Source organism: Paucibacter sp. JuS9 (assembly GCF_044043925.2).
In the GTDB taxonomy this organism is placed as follows: Bacteria; Pseudomonadota; Gammaproteobacteria; order Burkholderiales; family Burkholderiaceae_C; genus JAUASW01.
Map to the genome: position 1 here is coordinate 5014105 of NZ_CP194172.1, position 15805 is coordinate 5029909.

16 protein-coding genes are annotated in these 15805 nt (G+C 66.3%); 9 read left to right on the plus strand and 7 right to left on the minus strand.

The features are described 5' to 3' along the window. Nucleotides 1-58 precede the first annotated feature (58 nt). Together ABT392_RS22380 and ABT392_RS22385 are read left to right on the plus strand one after the other, a co-directional pair. Complete coding sequence (locus ABT392_RS22380; protein WP_395384469.1) at nt 59-1336, plus strand: HD-GYP domain-containing protein; 1278 nt, start codon at nt 59-61, stop codon at nt 1334-1336. Next, a complete protein-coding gene (locus ABT392_RS22385) occupies nt 1333-3423 on the plus strand; it encodes a putative bifunctional diguanylate cyclase/phosphodiesterase (protein ID WP_334277414.1) in 2091 nt (696 codons plus the stop codon). Before ABT392_RS22380 ends, ABT392_RS22385 begins: the two co-directional genes overlap by 4 nt. A gap of 4 nt (nt 3424-3427) precedes the next feature. Here ABT392_RS22385 and ABT392_RS22390 read toward each other — a convergent pair whose 3' ends face one another. Then, the gene (locus ABT392_RS22390) at nt 3428-4273 is read right to left on the minus strand and encodes a fumarylacetoacetate hydrolase family protein (protein WP_395384468.1); all 846 of its coding nucleotides are present in this window, start codon (nt 4271-4273) and stop codon (nt 3428-3430) included. Between the two features lie 45 nt (nt 4274-4318). Between ABT392_RS22390 and ABT392_RS22395 the strand changes: the two genes are divergently transcribed. From ABT392_RS22395 to ABT392_RS22405, 3 genes are all read left to right on the plus strand, one after another. Beyond that, entirely contained in the window at nt 4319-4645 is a 327-nt protein-coding gene (locus ABT392_RS22395) for a DUF1840 domain-containing protein (protein ID WP_334277412.1), read from the plus strand. Nucleotides 4646-4726: 81 nt separating this feature from the next. After that, a complete protein-coding gene (locus tag ABT392_RS22400; RefSeq protein WP_395384467.1) occupies nt 4727-5371 on the plus strand; it encodes a histidine phosphatase family protein in 645 nt (214 codons plus the stop codon). 10 nt (nt 5372-5381) lie between these two features. Beyond that, a complete protein-coding gene (locus tag ABT392_RS22405; RefSeq protein WP_395384466.1) occupies nt 5382-6440 on the plus strand; it encodes a sterol desaturase family protein in 1059 nt (352 codons plus the stop codon). Here the strand turns inward: ABT392_RS22405 and ruvB are convergent. From ruvB to ABT392_RS22425, 4 genes are read right to left on the minus strand one after another with little or no spacing between them, the layout of a single operon-like run. Then, the gene (gene ruvB / locus ABT392_RS22410) at nt 6419-7480 is read right to left on the minus strand and encodes a Holliday junction branch migration DNA helicase RuvB (protein ID WP_334277409.1); all 1062 of its coding nucleotides are present in this window, start codon (nt 7478-7480) and stop codon (nt 6419-6421) included. The two genes, ABT392_RS22405 and ruvB, sit on opposite strands and share 22 nt — an antisense overlap. Before the next feature lie 10 nt (nt 7481-7490). Further along, nucleotides 7491-8060 (minus strand): Holliday junction branch migration protein RuvA, encoded by a 570-nt coding sequence (ruvA, locus tag ABT392_RS22415; protein ID WP_334277408.1) that lies wholly within the window; start codon nt 8058-8060, stop codon nt 7491-7493. 26 nt (nt 8061-8086) lie between these two features. Continuing rightward, nucleotides 8087-8740, minus strand: a complete 654-nt coding sequence (locus tag ABT392_RS22420; protein ID WP_334277407.1) for a response regulator transcription factor — start codon at nt 8738-8740, stop codon at nt 8087-8089. 54 nt (nt 8741-8794) lie between these two features. Next, entirely contained in the window at nt 8795-10156 is a 1362-nt protein-coding gene (locus tag ABT392_RS22425) for a sensor histidine kinase (protein ID WP_334277406.1), read from the minus strand. Between the two features lie 95 nt (nt 10157-10251). Between ABT392_RS22425 and ABT392_RS22430 the strand changes: the two genes are divergently transcribed. Further along, nucleotides 10252-11262, plus strand: a complete 1011-nt coding sequence (locus tag ABT392_RS22430) for a PhoH family protein (RefSeq protein WP_395384464.1) — start codon at nt 10252-10254, stop codon at nt 11260-11262. Further along, nucleotides 11259-11705: an rRNA maturation RNase YbeY gene (gene ybeY, locus ABT392_RS22435; protein ID WP_395384463.1), complete on the plus strand. Its 447-nt coding sequence runs from the start codon at nt 11259-11261 to the stop codon at nt 11703-11705. The genes ABT392_RS22430 and ybeY overlap by 4 nt, the downstream gene beginning before the upstream one ends. Before the next feature lie 13 nt (nt 11706-11718). Here ybeY and ABT392_RS22440 read toward each other — a convergent pair whose 3' ends face one another. Beyond that, entirely contained in the window at nt 11719-12828 is a 1110-nt protein-coding gene (locus ABT392_RS22440; RefSeq protein ID WP_334277403.1) for a magnesium transporter CorA family protein, read from the minus strand. A 2-nt stretch (nt 12829-12830) separates the two neighbouring features. Continuing rightward, entirely contained in the window at nt 12831-13847 is a 1017-nt protein-coding gene (gene hemB, locus ABT392_RS22445) for a porphobilinogen synthase (RefSeq protein ID WP_334277402.1), read from the minus strand. 307 nt (nt 13848-14154) lie between these two features. On the opposite strand from hemB, the gene ABT392_RS22450 reads away from it, so the two are divergent. Then, nucleotides 14155-14586, plus strand: a complete 432-nt coding sequence (locus ABT392_RS22450; RefSeq protein ID WP_334277401.1) for a CopD family protein — start codon at nt 14155-14157, stop codon at nt 14584-14586. Nucleotides 14587-14588: 2 nt separating this feature from the next. After that, a complete protein-coding gene (locus ABT392_RS22455) occupies nt 14589-15698 on the plus strand; it encodes a VanZ family protein (RefSeq protein WP_395384462.1) in 1110 nt (369 codons plus the stop codon). The last annotated feature ends 107 nt before the right edge of the window (nt 15699-15805 follow it).

A 15805-nucleotide genomic window follows, 5' to 3' on the forward strand; every position in this document is an offset into this window, starting at 1 on the left:
GCTCGGCCAAGAGAAAGAGATTGACGAGGGCGTCCCGGTCAAACGGGCGTAGAACAAGATGAAGGACAGAGCTTCAGATCCATCGATCGATGTGGGCCAGCTCAAGGTGGGCATGTTCATCCACCTGGATCTGGGCTGGATGTCGCATCCGTTCCCGCTCAGCAGCTTCAAGCTCAGCACCGAAGAGCAGCTGCAGGTGCTGCGTCGCCTGGGTCTCAAGCAAGTGCGCTGGAGCCCCGGCAAGAGTGACCTGCAGACCGACGCGGTGCCGATGCCCGCGCCGGTGGCCGCACCGCAGAGCAACGAGCCCACGCCGGAACAGCTGGCGCTAGAAGCGCATCGCCGCGCGCTGGCTGCGCAGCGCGAAGCGCTGGTCCTTTGCGAGAAGCAATACAACGAGGCCGCCACCGCGTTCCGCCAGGTGATGGAGCTGGTGCCGCGCGACCCGCGAGATGCCAAGGACCAGTCCTTGGCACTGGCCAATGCACTGCTGGACAAGATGCTGGTCGAGGGCGACCTCAACATCCGTCTGCTCAATGAAGGCGCCGGCGACCGCAATACCGCTCATGCACTGAACGTTTCGATCATTTCCCTGCTGCTTGGCCGCGCGTTCGGCTTGGGCCGCGAGGAAATGGTCGATCTCGGCGTCGGCGCGCTGCTGCACGACATCGGCAAGATCGAGCTGCCGGCACGTCTACGCAACCGCGATGACAGCTTCAGCGTGGCCGAGCTGCAAACCTACCAGCAGCATGTGATCAAGGGCGTGGCCCTGGCGCAGACCATGAGCCTGCCGCCCGGCCCGATGCTGGTGATCGCCCAGCATCACGAAAACGCCGATGGCTCGGGCTTCCCGCAGCGCATCAACGTGGACAAGATGAGCGCCGCCGCCCGCATCGTGGCGCTGGTCAACCGCTTTGACGGCCTGTGCAACCCGCTCCTGCCCTCCAAGGCCATGACGCCGCACGAGGCCCTGTCGCTGATGTTCGCGCAGGGCCGCAACCGCTTCGATGCCACCATGCTGAATGCCTTCATCCGCATGATGGGCGTCTATCCGCCGGGCTCGACGGTGCAGTTGACCGACGACCGCTATGCCCTGGTGGTGGCGGTCAATTCCAGCCGCCCCTTGAAACCCCGCGTGATGGTGCATGACGTCAAGGTGGCCAAGGAAGAGGCACTGATCGTCAATCTGGAAGAGCATCCGGACCTCGGCATCCGCCGCAGTCTGAAGCCGACTCAATTGCCGCGCGCCTCGCTCGACTACCTCAGCCCGCGCACCCGCGTGGCCTACTTCTTCGAATCAAGTGGGCCGGCGCCGCTAGGGGAGATAGCTGCGTGACAGTCGTCAGGCTGCGAGCGTCGGACCAAACCCTTCTGGCCCAGCGCAACGCAGCGCTGCTGGAGGCACTGCAGGAAGCTGTCTGGTTGGTCGATGCACGCACCCGTTGCATCGTTGCTGTCAACAGCGCTTCGACCGAGCTGCTGGGAATGCCGGCCGAGTCCATCATCGGCAGCCCGGTCGAGACGCTGGCCAGCACGCCCGAAGACGCAATGTTCTGGCTTGAGGCAGCCGCCGGCAGCCGCACCGGCCTGCGGTCTGACACCCTGGTACGCCACGCCCAAGGCCACATGCTCTGGGTCACCCGCTGCATCAACCCGGTCAACCTGCCCGAGGGCGGCGAGTTCTGGCTGGTGTCGATGCGCGACCAGAGCAAGCAGCGCCAGCAGGAAGAAGAACGCGAAACCCTGGTGGCCGAGTTGCGCGCCACGCTGGAGTCCACCGCCGACGGCATCCTGGTGACCGACCTGGCCGGCCGCATGCGCTCTTTCAACCAGCGCTTTGCCTCGCTGTGGGGCATTCCGGACGACCTCCTGAAAGAGCGCAACGACGAAGCCGTGCAGGCCTGGATGCGCCGCAGCGTGGCGGATGGCGCGCTCTACCAGCAGCGACTGTCCGCCGTGCAGGAGGCGCCGCTTCTGCAGAGCAGCGACATCATCCAGCTCAACGATGGACGTGTGCTGGAGCGAGTTTCGCTGCCGCAGTGGCATCGCGAACGGGCTGTCGGCCGCGTCTATTCCTTCCGGGACCTGAGCGAGAAGATCGCGGCCCGCCAGCGCATCGAGGAGCTGGCGCACACCGACATGCTGACCGACCTGCCCAACCGGCGCGCGCTCACCGAGCGGCTGGATCATGCATCGGCTGTTTCGCGGCGCGAGAATTCTTCGTTCGCCCTGCTCAATGTCGACCTGGACCGCTTCAAGCAGATCAACGACACGCTGGGCCATTCCTATGGCGACCGGGTGCTGAAGGAAGTGTCCGAGCGGCTGCAGGATTGCCTGCGCGAAGTCGATACCGTGGCGCGCTTGTCAGGCGACGAGTTCGCCTTGCTGGTGCACAACGCCGACATGCGCGGTGCCGAGCATGCGGCGCGTCGCGTACAGGAGGCGATGTCGCGCCCCTTCAGCTTCGACACCCTGAATTTCACGGTCACCGCCAGCACCGGCATTGCGCTGTTCCCGAGCGACGGCGGCAATGCCGAAGAGCTGCTGGCCAGCGCCGAGCGCGCCATGCACTGGGTGAAGGAAAGCGGCCGCGCGGCCTACCACTTCCACCAGCCGCGCAAGGATGTGGACCTGCTCTCGCGCATGCGCCTGGACCATGCGATGCGCAAGGCTCTGGCCGAGCGTGAGTTTCAGCTGCACTACCAGCCGCAGGTCGAGCTGGGCACCGGCCGGGTGATCGGTGCCGAGGCCCTGATCCGCTGGCGCGATCCGTTGCGGGGCGATGTGTCGCCTGCCGAATTCATCCCGGTGGCGGAGGAGAGCGGCTTCGTCGTCGCCATCGGCGAATGGGTCTTGCAGCAGGCGGTGCAGCAGGCTGCCTCCTGGCTGCGCCAGGGCTGGCGCATGCCGGTGGCCGTGAACGTTTCAGCCTTGCAATTCCAGCAGGCGCAGTTCGTCGAGACGGTGGCTCGCGTGCTCGAAGAAGCCAAGCTGCCGCCCGAGCTGCTGGAGCTGGAGCTCACCGAATCCATTCTCCTGAAAGATGCCCAAGACGCCTTGCGCCGCCTGGAGCGGCTGGCCGCCCTGGGCATCTGCATGTCGATCGACGACTTCGGCACCGGCTATTCGAGCCTGGGCTACCTGAAGCGCTTCCCGATCCAGCGCCTGAAGATCGACCGCAGCTTCGTGCAAGGCCTGCCGGACGACGCCAGCGACGCCGGCATCGTGAACGCCATCGTGCAGATGGGCCGCGCCCTGCGCCTGCAGGTGATCGCCGAGGGCGTGGAAACCGAAGCGCAACTGGACTTCCTGCGCCGTGCCGGTTGCCATGAGATGCAGGGCTATCTCTACGCCCCGGCGCTCGAGGCCCGCAGCTTCGAAGACCGCGTCTGGCGCGCTGCGCAGGGCCAGCCGCGGCTTTGAAGTTTCAGGTCGGCTGAACCTTCAGCCGCTGCTCGCCGAGACCGGCGATGCCCAGCGTCATCACATCACCGTCCTGCAGGAACTTCGGCTCCGGCTTCATGCCCGCGCCCACGCCCGGCGGCGTGCCGGTGCAGATCACGTCACCCGGCAAGAGCGTCATGAAGCGGCTCAGGTAGCTGACGATTTCCGCCACGCCGAAGATCATCGTCGCGGTGTTGCCGCGCTGGCGCTGCTCGCCGTTCACGTCGAGCCAGAGCGCGAGCGATTGCGGGTCGGGTACCTCGTCACGGGTCACCAGCCAGGGGCCGATGGGGCCGAAGCTGTCGCAGCCCTTGCCCTTGTCCCAGGTGCCGCCGCGCTCCAGCTGGAAGGAGCGCTCAGATACATCGTTGACCACGCAATAGCCCGCCACATGGTCCAGCGCCTTCTCAAGGCTCACCGAGCGAGCGGTCTTGCCGATCACGACGCCCAGCTCGACCTCCCAGTCCAACTTGGCCGAACCGGCCGGGCGCAGCACCGGGTCCTGCGGGCCGCTGATGCAGCTGGTCGCCTTCATGAAGACGATGGGCTCGGCCGGTATGGCCATGCCGGCCTCGATGGCGTGGTCGCGGTAGTTGAGGCCGATGCCGACCAGCTTGCTGATGCCGGTGAACGGCACGCCCAGCCGCGGCCTGCCCTTCACTTTCGGAAAGTCTTCCGGCTTGAGTCTGGCCAGCTTGCGCAGGCCTGACTGGCCAAGCGTGGGCAGGTTCAGATCCGCCACGGCGCTGCTCAGGTCGCGCAGCTCACCACGGGCGTCAATGCAGCCCACCTTCTCGCGGCCCGCCGGACCGAATCGAACGAACTTCATGGCTTCACTCCTGGCCCACAATGCGGGGCAGCAAGGAGCGTAGCCGTGATTTACCGTTTCAAGAGCAAGGCCGGTGCCGATGTGATCATGATGGGGGCGAATGGTGAGCAGGTCTTGCGCCTGCTGGGCCGCGAGCCCGCCGCCGAAGGCCTGCTGCCGGTTGACCAATTGGTCGCGGCCGTCAGCGCGCTGGAGCATGCCGTGGCGGAGGATGAAGCCCGTTTTGCCCAGCTGCAAGCCGATGCACAAGCCGCCGGCGAGCCGGCGCCCAAACGTGAGGGCGTGACCCTGCGCCAGCGCGTCTGGCCCTTGATCGAGCTGATGCGGCACAGCATCTCCGCCAAGGTCGATTGCTTCTGGACTGCCAAGTGAGCCCCGCAGCGCAGGGCCGCCCCAAGCAAGGGGCATCCCCCCGGGGGATCGGCCGCTGTATTCATTGGACGAGGGGCAGACATGTCTCTTGATGCAGTGACTACCGTGCTCGCCATCCGGCACGGCGAAACCGCCTGGAATGCTGACACTCGCATCCAGGGCCACATCGACATTCCCTTGAACGAGCGCGGCCTCGCACAGGCGCGGCTGCTGGCTGAAGCGCTGGCTGGCGAGCAGATCGACGCCGTGTATTCGAGCGACCTGCAACGTGCGCAGCAGACGGCAGCGGCGCTCGCATCAAGCCGCGAGCTGCCCTTGAACCTGGACGCTCGCCTGCGCGAGCGCCACTTCGGCATCTTCGAAGGCCTGACCTGGGCCGAGATCGAAGCCCGGCATGCCGAGGACAGCGCCCGCTGGCGCCGCCGCGAACCCGACTTTGCCGCCCCCGGCGGTGAAAGCCTGCAGGACTTCTTCGCCCGTGCCGTGGCCGCGGTCGAGCGCATCGCGCTGGCACATCCAGGCCAGACCATCGCCATCGTTGCGCACGGCGGCGTGATGGACTGTCTCTACCGCGCCGCCTCGCGCCAGCCCTTGCAGGCCGTGCGCACCTGGAAGCTGGGCAATGCCGCTGTGAACCGGCTCCTGTGGTCCAGCGAAGGCCCGACCCTGGTCGGCTGGAACGACGACATGCACCTGGACGGTCTGGACAACGAAGCGGAAGGCTGAGGAAGCAGAGATGGAAGGCGCCCAGATCATCGTTCTCGTCACACCGATCTTCTTCGCGCTGATCGGCCTGGAGTTCTGGATCGGTCGCCGCCGCGGCCGCAACACCTATCGCCTGAACGATGCGCTCTCCAGCATCAGCCTGGGGATCCTGAGCCAGGTCGTGGGCGCGCTGACCAAGCTGTTCACGCTGGGGATCTATGTCTGGGTCTACGAGCATGCGGCCCTGCTCCATCTGAGCGCTACGTCGCTGTGGGTCTGGGGCATCGGCCTGCTGCTCTACGACTTCCTCTACTACTGGCACCACCGTCTGGGCCACACCACGGCGCTGTTCTGGGCCGCGCATTCGGTGCATCACCAGAGCGAGGACTACAACCTCTCCACCGCCTTGCGCCAGACCAGCAGCGGCTGGATCGCCGGCTGGATCTTCTACCTGCCCATGGCTCTGCTCGGCTTCCCGCCGCTGGTGTTTGCCGTGGTCGCGCTGATCGACCTGCTCTACCAGTACTGGGTACACACGCAGCAGATCGGGCGCCTGGGCTGGTTCGACCGCTGGTTCTGCGCGCCCTCGAACCACCGGGTCCATCATGCCGTCAACGAGATCTACCTGGACCGCAACTACGGCGGCATCCTGATCATCTGGGACCGGATGTTCGGCAGCTTCCAGCCCGAGCTCGACGAGGAGCCCTGCGTCTATGGTGTGCGCGATGCGCTGCAGAGCTGGAACCCCTGGACGGCCAACACCATCGTCTACCGCGTGCTGTGGCGCAAGATGAAGACCGTGCCCGGCATTTTGAACAAGCTGCGCGTCTGGTGGGAGCCGGCGCACTGGCTGCCGGGCCAGGTGGCGAATCTGAAGGACTACGACCCGCGTGCCCAGCGCAAGTACGACCCGCCTGCGCATCCGAAGCGGCTGATGATGGCCGCCGGGCTGTTCCTGCTGGCGCTGAACGCCACGACGGCCTACCTGTGGTGGGCCCAACTGCTGAGCTGGCCGCTGCTGCTCATCAGCGGCGCGGCCATCCTCCTGATGCTGATCGCGGTGTCGAACTACTCGTCGAACAGCAACTGACCTGCCGCCTTGGGCGGCGTCACGCCGAGGTGGCGGAAGGCCGCCAGCGTGGCGATGCGGCCGCGGGGCGTGCGCTGCAGAAAGCCCTGCTGGATCAGGAAGGGCTCGATCACGTCCTCGATCGTGCCGGGCTCCTCGCCGATGGCGGCTGCCACGTTGTCCAGGCCCACGGGCCCGCCGTCGAAGCGGTGCACCACGGCTTCCAGGAGCTTGCGGTCCATCAGGTCGAAGCCTTGCGGGTCCACGTCCAGCATCTTCAAGGCCAGGTCGGCGATCCTCTTGCTGATGCGGCCGTCGCCCTTCACGTCCGCATAGTCGCGCACGCGGCGCAGGAGGCGGTTGGCAATGCGCGGCGTGCCGCGCGAGCGGCGGGCCACTTCGAGCGCACCTTCGGCATCGATCGGCGCGCCCAGCAATCCGGCCGAGCGCGTGACGATGCGCTGCAATTCCTCGGCCGTATAGAACTCCAGCCGGGCCACGATGCCGAAGCGGTCGCGCAGCGGGTTGGTCAGCATGCCGGCGCGCGTGGTGGCGCCCACCAGGGTGAAGGGCTGCAGGTCCAGCTTGATCGAGCGGGCTGCCGGGCCTTCGCCGATCATGATGTCGATCTGGTAGTCCTCCAGCGCCGGGTAGAGGATTTCCTCGACTACCGGGCTGAGGCGATGGATCTCGTCGATGAAGAGCACATCGTTCTTCTCGAGGTTCGTGAGGATGGCGGCCAGGTCCTTGGGCTTCTCCAGCACCGGACCCGAGGTCTGGCGCAGGTTCACGCCCAGCTCGGCCGCGATGATGTGCGAGAGCGTGGTCTTGCCCAAGCCCGGCGGGCCGAACAGCAGCACATGGTCCAGCGCCTCCTCGCGCTTGCGCGCCGCGCCGATGAAGATCTCCAGCTGCTCGCGCGCCTTGGCCTGGCCGACGTATTCATCGAGCAGCTTGGGCCGCAAGGCGCGCTCGATGGCTTCCTCGTTGGGCGAGGTGGCCACGGCGCTGATGACGCGCTGCTGCGGCTGCGGTGCGAAGTCGTCCGTCTGGATGCTCATGGGCTCGTCTTCAGGTCAGCTTCTTCATGGCGAGCTTGATGCCTTCGCTCACGCCCACGTCGGGCGGCAAGGCCTTCAGGGCCGCTGCTGCTTCCTTGTCGCTGTAGCCCAAGGCGATCAGCGCCTGCAGGATGTCGGCCTGGTTGTCATTGGCCACACTGGCGGGCAGCGCGAGGTCGGGGCCCAGCTTGCCCTTGAGCTCGAGCAGCAAGCGTTCTGCAGTCTTCTTGCCGATGCCGGGCACCTTCACCAGGCGGCCGCTGTCCTGCTTGGACACGGCTTGCGAAAGCTCTGCGACAGACAGGCCGGAGAGCAGCGACAAGGCCATCTTGGGGCCCACGCCGCTGATCTTGATCAGCTGGCGAAAGGTGGTGCGTTCCTCGGCCGTGAGAAAGCCGAACAGGATCTGCGCATCCTCGCGCACGACGAAGTGGGTCAGCAGGCTGACCTTGTCGCCGAGATTGCCAAGGTTGTAGAAGGTGCTCATCGGAACGTCGACCTCATAGCCGACGCCTTGCACATCGATGAGCACGAGCGGAGGCGATTTCTCCGCGATGACGCCTGTGAGCTTTCCAATCATCAGGCCATTATCCGGCCCGATTCAGATCAGTTCCGACCGAACAAACCCAGGCGCTGTGCTTCAAGCGCCGCCTCGGCGCGCGAAGACACATTCAGCTTGCGGTAGATCTGCTTCACGTAGTCCGCGATCGTGTGACGGCTCAGACCCAACTGCACGCCGATTTCCGGCAGCGTGAAGCCCTTGGCCACGCGCAACAGCACTTCGGTTTCGCGATCCGTCAGCGACACCTCATGCAGGAGTGCAGCCGCTTGCGGGCGACGCTGCGCAGCGAAATACGCGATCACCTTGCGGGCAATGGAGGGCGAGAGCGGCGGCTCGCCACCGCTCATGCGCTGCAACTGCTCGACCAGCAGTTCTCGTGATTGTTCTTTGAGCAGGTAGCCGAAGGCACCGGCCTGCAGAGCGGGGAACAGGTGCTCGTCGTCATCGTGGATGGTGACGATCACCGACTGCACTTCCGGCTGCTTCTCGCGCAGTGCCGCAATCACGTCGACGCCCGAACCGTCGGGCAGGCCGAGGTCCAGCAGCGCCAGCGTGAACTTCTGCAGCTGCACCTGCTGCAGCGCGTCTTGCACGCGCGAGCATTCGGTGATCTGAGCGTTGGCAAACACCTGTTTGATCAGCGCCTTGAGCCAGGCGCGGATTTCAGGAATGTCTTCGAGCAGCAGGATATGGTTCATGGCGGCCTAGTATGTTGGATACGCCGACGGACTCAACACGAGCAACAACACTTTTCAGAGGGGGATCGTGAGGCGTATCACGGTTCCCCAGCCGGGGCCTGACTCGACCAGGCATTGGCCATGCATCTGCTTGGCACGCGACTTCATGCTGGCCATGCCATGGCCCTTGTCGAGGCGGCCGTCCGGTTCGGTCGAGATGCCCTGGCCGTTGTCCTGGATGATGAACTGGAAATCCCCGTCCTGCACATTGCAGGTGACGGTGCAATGGGTGGCGCCACTGTGCTTGATGATGTTGCTGACCGATTCGCGCAGGATGCGCGTGGTCTGCACGTAGGCGCGCGCGGGCAGAGTGTGGACGATGTCCTCGGCCGGCGACTTCCATTCCGCAAGGATATTGGCCTGACCCAGGCGCGAGACCACTTCTGCGCGCCAGTCGCCCAGCGCATCGAGCAATTGCACCGGCTTGCCGGTCAGGCCGCGCACCGAGAGGCGCATTTCTTCCAGCGCTTCGCGCGCCAGGGTGGAGATGCGGTCCGATTCGCTGGTGTGGACGATGGTCAGCAGCTTGGCGCCCAGGTCGTCATGCAGGTCAGCGGCAATGCGCTTGCGCTCGCGCTCGGTCACCTGCTCGAGCTTCTGTTCGGCCATCTGCGCAAAGCTGCGCTCGACATTGGCGATCTTTTCCTGCACCTCGGCTTGCAGCGCCAGGTATTGCTGCTCAGCCGTCAGCCGGGCCTTGGCCATCTGGGCACCGGCGTACAGGGCCAGAACCATCAAGAGCGGCGGCAACAGCAGCGGGCTGATCAGGAGCTGTTCGCTCTGGCGCAGATGCTGGAACACCAGCTCGGCCATCAGCAGGATGCCGCCCAGGGCAACCAGCCAGCGTGGCAGCGGGCCGGCCGGCGGGTCGACCGCGACGTCGACCTGGCTGTTACGGCGGCTCAGCCGCAGAAACCAGACCATGGCCGCCAGCACCTGCAGGCCCAGCAGCATCGCCCAGAAGCGACAGACATTGCCATGCTGGGCACTGCCGACCAGCACGGCGCTGAGCGGCACCAGGCCGCACTGCACGCGCAGGCCCCAGTCGATGCGGCTGTCGCGAACGCCCACCTGGCGCAGCAGCAGCTGAACGGCACACAGGGCCAGCACCGGCAGCAGCCCGATGCGCAGCAGTGCATCCAGGCTTGACGACAGGGCCAGCGGCGCGGGCCACAGTCCGGTATTGAGCGAGACCCAGGCCAGCATCAGGCCGGCCAGGTATGCGAGGCGACGCTCGCCGCGCTGCAGCCAGGCCAGCATCACCAGCCAGGCCGCCATACCGAGCAGCATGGCGTTGAACAGGGCCGGCAGGCTGTGCAGCCAGAACAGGCTGGTCTCGGGCGCCAGCGCGCTGGACCAGGGGACGGAGGTTCGCATGGGCGCCGATTGTGCAGTAGCCAGCTGTTGCAAGTGCGTCCGGGCGACAATCGCGGCCTGCTCGTTTGCAGCTTCCTCCCCAAGCAATTCACACAATGATTCTTCGCCACGAATTCAGCCCCGCCGACAACCAGCGCCTGGCCCAGCTCTGCGGCAGCCTGGACGCCAACCTGCGCGAGGTGGAGGCAACGTTGGGCGTGACCATCACCCGCCGCAACGAGGCCATCCGCATTGAAGGGGCCAAGAAGCCCGCCGAGCGGGCCTTGCAGCTGCTGCAGACGCTTTACGAAAAGGGCCGCCGCACGATCACGGCTGAGGCGCTGCAGCTCGCGCTGGTCGAGGCTGCCAGTGAGCTGGGCCTGAAGCCGGTCTCGGCCCAGCCGGTCTCCGCGGCAGCTGCCGGTGGTGAACTGGTCTTGCGCACCCGCCGGGCCGACCTGGCCGGCCGCACGCCGAACCAGCATGAGTACCTGGCCAACATCCTGTCGCACGACATCACCATGGGCATCGGCCCGGCCGGCACCGGCAAGACCTTCCTGGCCGTGGCCTGTGCCGTGGATGCGCTGGAGCGCAACAGCGTGCAGCGCATCATCCTGACCCGCCCGGCGGTCGAGGCTGGCGAGCGCCTGGGCTTCCTGCCTGGCGACCTGACGCAGAAGGTCGACCCCTATCTTCGCCCGCTGTATGACGCGCTCTACGACCTGATGGGCTTCGACCGCGTGACCAAGGCGTTCGAGAAGGGCCAGCTGGAGATCGCGCCGCTGGCCTTCATGCGGGGCCGCACGCTCAACCATGCCTTCGTCATCCTCGACGAAGCGCAGAACACCACGCCCGAGCAGATGAAGATGTTCCTGACCCGCATCGGCTTCGGCAGCCGCTGCGTGGTGACCGGCGACACCAGCCAGATCGACCTGCCCAAGGGCACCCACAGCGGCCTGGTGGACGCCGAGAAGGTGCTGTCCAAGGTCAAGGGCATCGCGATGACGCACTTCACCTCGTCGGACGTGGTGCGCCATCCGCTGGTGGCCCGCATCGTCGAGGCCTATGAGGCGCAGACCAAGGCCAAGCTCAAGGCCGAAGCCAAGCTGCAAGGAGCTGCCAAATGAGCCAGCCGGAACTGAACCTGTCCCTGCAGTTCGCGGACCCGCGCCATCGCGCGCTGCTGCCGCGCCACAAGGTGATCCGCTACATCCGCGCTGCGCTGGAGCTGCCCGGCGAGATCGCGGTGCGCATCGTTGGCGCCGAGGAAGGCCGAGCCCTGAACAAGGAATATCGCGGCAAGGACTACGCGACCAATGTGCTCACCTTCGACTACAGCCATGAGCCGGTGGTCGGCGCCGACCTGGTGATCTGCGCCGAGGTGGTGGAGCAGGAAGCCAAAGGGATGGGCATCGACATCCTGGCCCACTACGCCCACATGCTGGTGCACGGCACCCTGCATGCGCAGGGATACGACCATGAGGAGGACGACGAGGCTGCCTGCATGGAAGCCCGCGAGACCGAGCTCATGGTCGGGCTGGGCTTTGCTGATCCCTATCAGCGCGGCTGAGCCTGCTGGCGTCTCATCGCGCCTGGGTGCCCAGGTAGCGCTTGCGCCAGAAGAAGGCGCCCAGGGTGAGGCCCACGGCGGCCATCATGCCGAAGGCGATCCAGATGCCCGTGCTGCTGTGGATCAGGGGCAGGCCATCGAAGTTCATGCCGAAGATGCCGGTGATCAGGTTCAAGGGCAGGAAGATGGCGGTCAGCACCGTCAGCGTGCGCATGATGCTGTTGGTGCGGTGGCCCAGCGCCGAGAAGTGCATCTGCACCGCGCTCTCGGCCGACGACTCGAGCCGGCGTACATGGCTGAGCACGCGCTCGACATGCTCCAGCACGTCGCGTGAGCGCACGCGCAGGAGCTCGCGCTCGCGCTGGGCATGTGGGTCGTTGTCGGCGGGCCATTCGTCCAGCGCGTCTATCCATTCCTGGAGTGCGCTGCGCTGGTCTTCGCAGGTGTCTTCGAGGCGGTGCAAGGCGTCGCGCGAGGCGAGCAGCATGGCCCAGTCGTCGAACTGGCTGTGCGGGTCCAGCAGCATCTTCTGCAGCGTTGCCAACTGCTTGCTGAGCAGTCGTCGCAGGTCCAGATAGCTGTCCACCATGTGGTTGAGCATGCGCAGCATCAGGTCGGCCGTGCTGGCCGGCATGCGGCCGCTGCCGCGCAAGTCGCGCCCGCCGTTGCCGGGGCTCATCTTGCCGAGCTTGTCGGCGAAGAAGTCGCGCACCAGGCAGTCGGTGGGGTGCACGGTCAGCAGCACGCGATCGAATAGCGCGAAGCCGACCGGGCTGGTGTCGATGGCCTTCAAGGCCTTCTCGGCCGAGGCCAGCGTGCCGTGCTCATCGTCGAAGAACAGGGCCTCGCTGCCTGGTGCCGCGGCCAGGCGGCGGAACACCATCAGGTCGTACCAGCTGGTGTAGTCGAAATGCGAGGGCAGCTGGTTGTTCAGGAGGTCCGACACATGCAGGTCGACCAGTTGCCCGCCGGCCCAGGCTTGCAGATGGGCCTGGACCTGGTTCAGTTCCACCTCGAACTCGCGCCGGCCCAGACCCAGCCACAGGAAGCCCTGCTCAGGCAGGTCTGCAGGCAGCTCTCTCAGCTCGCTGAACTGGTCGCCGTGGATGTGGAAGAGACGCACGCTCAGGCGGCCTTCAGCAGGCGCGCTGCGTCGAGTGCGAAGTAGCTCAGGATGCCGTCGGCGCCGGCGCGCTTGAAGGCCAGCAGCGCTTCCATCATCACGGCGTCGTGGTCCAGCCAGCCGTTGGCGGCAGCGGCCTTGAGCATCGCGTACTCGCCGCTCACCTGGTAGGCGAAGGTGGGCACGCCGAACTCGTCCTTCACGCGGCGCACCACGTCCAGGTAAGGCATGCCGGGCTTGACCATCACCATGTCGGCGCCCTCGGCCAGGTCGGCCGCAACTTCGCGCAGAGCCTCGTTGGTGTTGCCGGGGTCGACGTAATAGGTCTTCTTGTTCGACTTGCCCAGGGCGCTCTTGGAACCCACCGCGTCGCGGAAGGGGCCGTAGAAGGCGCTGGCGTACTTGACGCTGTAGGCCATGATCCGGGTGTGGATGAGGCCGCGGCTCTCCAAGGCCTGGCGGATGGCGCCGATGCGGCCGTCCATCATGTCGCTCGGGCCCACCATGTCGGCGCCAGCCTCGGCTTGCGTGAGCGCCTGGCGGACCAGCAGCTCGACCGTCGCATCGTTGATCAGGTAGCCGGTCTCGTCGGGCAGGCCGTCCTGGCCGTGGCTGGTGTAGGGGTCCAGTGCCACGTCGGTCAGCAGGCCCAGCTCGGGGAAGCGGGATTTCAGGGCGCGCACGGCGCGCGGGATGATGCCTTCGGGGTTGAAGGCCTCAGAGCCGTCCACCGTCTTCAGGCTCGGATCGATGGCCGGAAACAGGGCCAGCACTGGAATGCCCAGCGTCGCAGCCTCCTCGGCGGTGCGCAGCAGGTGGTCCAGGCTCTGGCGGTTGACGCCCGGCATCGAGTCGATCGGGTGCAGGTGGTTTTCGCCCTCATGAACGAAGACCGGCAGTATCAGATCCTTGACGCTCAGGCTGTGCTCGCGCACCAGATCGCGGCTGAAGGCGTCGCGGCGCAGGCGGCGCGGCCGGCTGGCCGGAAAGGGGGCGGGAAGGTGGGAAGAACGGGCCAAGATCTGCTGCTCCAGGAGTCGCCCCCGGGTTCGCGGGGGCGGGAGCCGCCGGGCGTGATTTCAGTCAAAACTTCTACGCATCTTCCCGTAGAAGCCACCCGAGGGGCTCTGTTAATATTGGTCCCGGATGATAGCCGCAAGGTAGTCGTCCCCTGCTTTTCCTCCCTGAGCAGGAGCCTTGACGTGATGACAGCGAAAAGGCTTTGCCGCCCCGGCCTAGAGCCGGGGCTTTTTTTGCCCGCCGCATGCGTGGGCTGGCTCAAGGGCGGCCGAATCTCCAGCACATGCCGCCATTGATAATGGTTCGATGTACCTCTGGATCAAAGCCTTCCACATCGTGTTCGTGGCGTCCTGGTTCGCCGGGCTGTTCTACCTGCCACGCATCTTCGTGAACCTGGCCATGGTGCCGGCCGACAGCCACGCCGAGCGCGAACGGCTGCTCTTGATGGCACGCAAGCTGCAACGCTTTGCCCACATGCTCTCCGGCGTCGCCATCCTGCTTGGCCTGTGGCTGTGGCTGGGCTTCGGCACGGGTCGCTTTGCCGGCAGCCACTGGCTGCATGCCAAGATCGCCCTGGTGGTGGTGGCGATTGGCTACCAGCACTACTGCGGCAGGCTGCTGCGCGACTTCGAGGTGATGGCGAACCGGCGCGGCCACCGCTGGTACCGGGTCTTCAACGAGGTGTCGGTGCTCGTGTTTGCGGCGGTCGTGGTGCTGGCCGTGGTCAAACCGTTCTGAAAATGCTTCCCCCGCGCCGGCGCAGCTCCGCCACCTGGCTGACCCTGATCTATGCGCTGCTGGTGGTGCATGCCAGCCTCTATCCGTTCTGGCCCTGGCGCGAGCCGACCGGCCTGACGCCGGGCTGGCTGGTCGGCCTGCCCTGGCCGCGCTACTGGGGCCCGTTCGATATCTGGGTGAATGTGCTGGGCTATCTGCCCATGGGCCTGCTGGCCTTTGCGGCGGTGGTTCGCAGCGGCGGCCGGCTGCGTTACGGCTTCCTGCTCGCCACCCTGGGCCTGTCCGCCTTCGCGTATGCGCTGGAGAGCTTGCAGTACTTCCTGCCCAGCCGGGTGCCTTCACTCGCAGACTGGCTGCTGAACAGCGCGGGCGGCCTGTGCGGCGGCGTGCTGGGTTGGGGCCTGAATCACTTTGGCGGCCTGCAGCGCTGGCATGGCTGGCGCGAGCGCTGGTTCCAGCCTCACAGTGCCGGTGCGGTGGCCTTGCTGGCGCTGTGGCCCATCGGCCTGCTGTTTCCGGCGCCGCTGCCGCTGGGCCTGGGCCAGCTGCTGCCTCGCTTGAGAGAGCTGAGCGAGAGCGCGCTGGCCGGCACGCCCTGGGCGCTCGCCGCGGCGACCGAATTGCCGGGGCGCCCCTTGCCGCCGGGACTGGAGGCGATTGCGATTGCCCTGGGCCTCCTGGGTCCGGTCCTGCTGGCCTTGTCGGTGGCGCGGCCCGGAAAGCGGCGTGTCTTCCTGGTGCTGGGTGCGCTGATTCTGGGCGTGGTGGGCACGACCTGGTCGACTGCGCTGGCCTTCAGTCCCCAGCATGCCTGGGCCTGGCTCACGCCGGCCACCTGGCCCGGCCTGGGCGTCGGTGCCGTCTTGGCGCTGCTGGCCTGTCTGTTCTCCCGCCGCATCGCGGCGGCCTGGGGGCTGGTGGTGCTGACGGCCCTGATCGCCCTGGTCAGCGAGGCGCCGTCCGACCCGTACCTGGCGCAGAGCCTGCAGACCTGGGAGCAGGGCCGCTTCATCAACCTCTATGGCCTGGCGCAATGGATTGGCTGGTGCTGGCCGTTCGCGGCGCTGGCCTGGCTGCTCTGGCGCATCGCGCAGCGCGACGAGTCTCGGTAATTAGACTCTTTGCGCGCTGGTTGCTGCTGTGGGGTTGGTGGCAGCTCATGGCCTCCCGGGCGAACACGGCTTGAAGCGCAATGAGTCAGTGAAAACCCGGGCCTGCC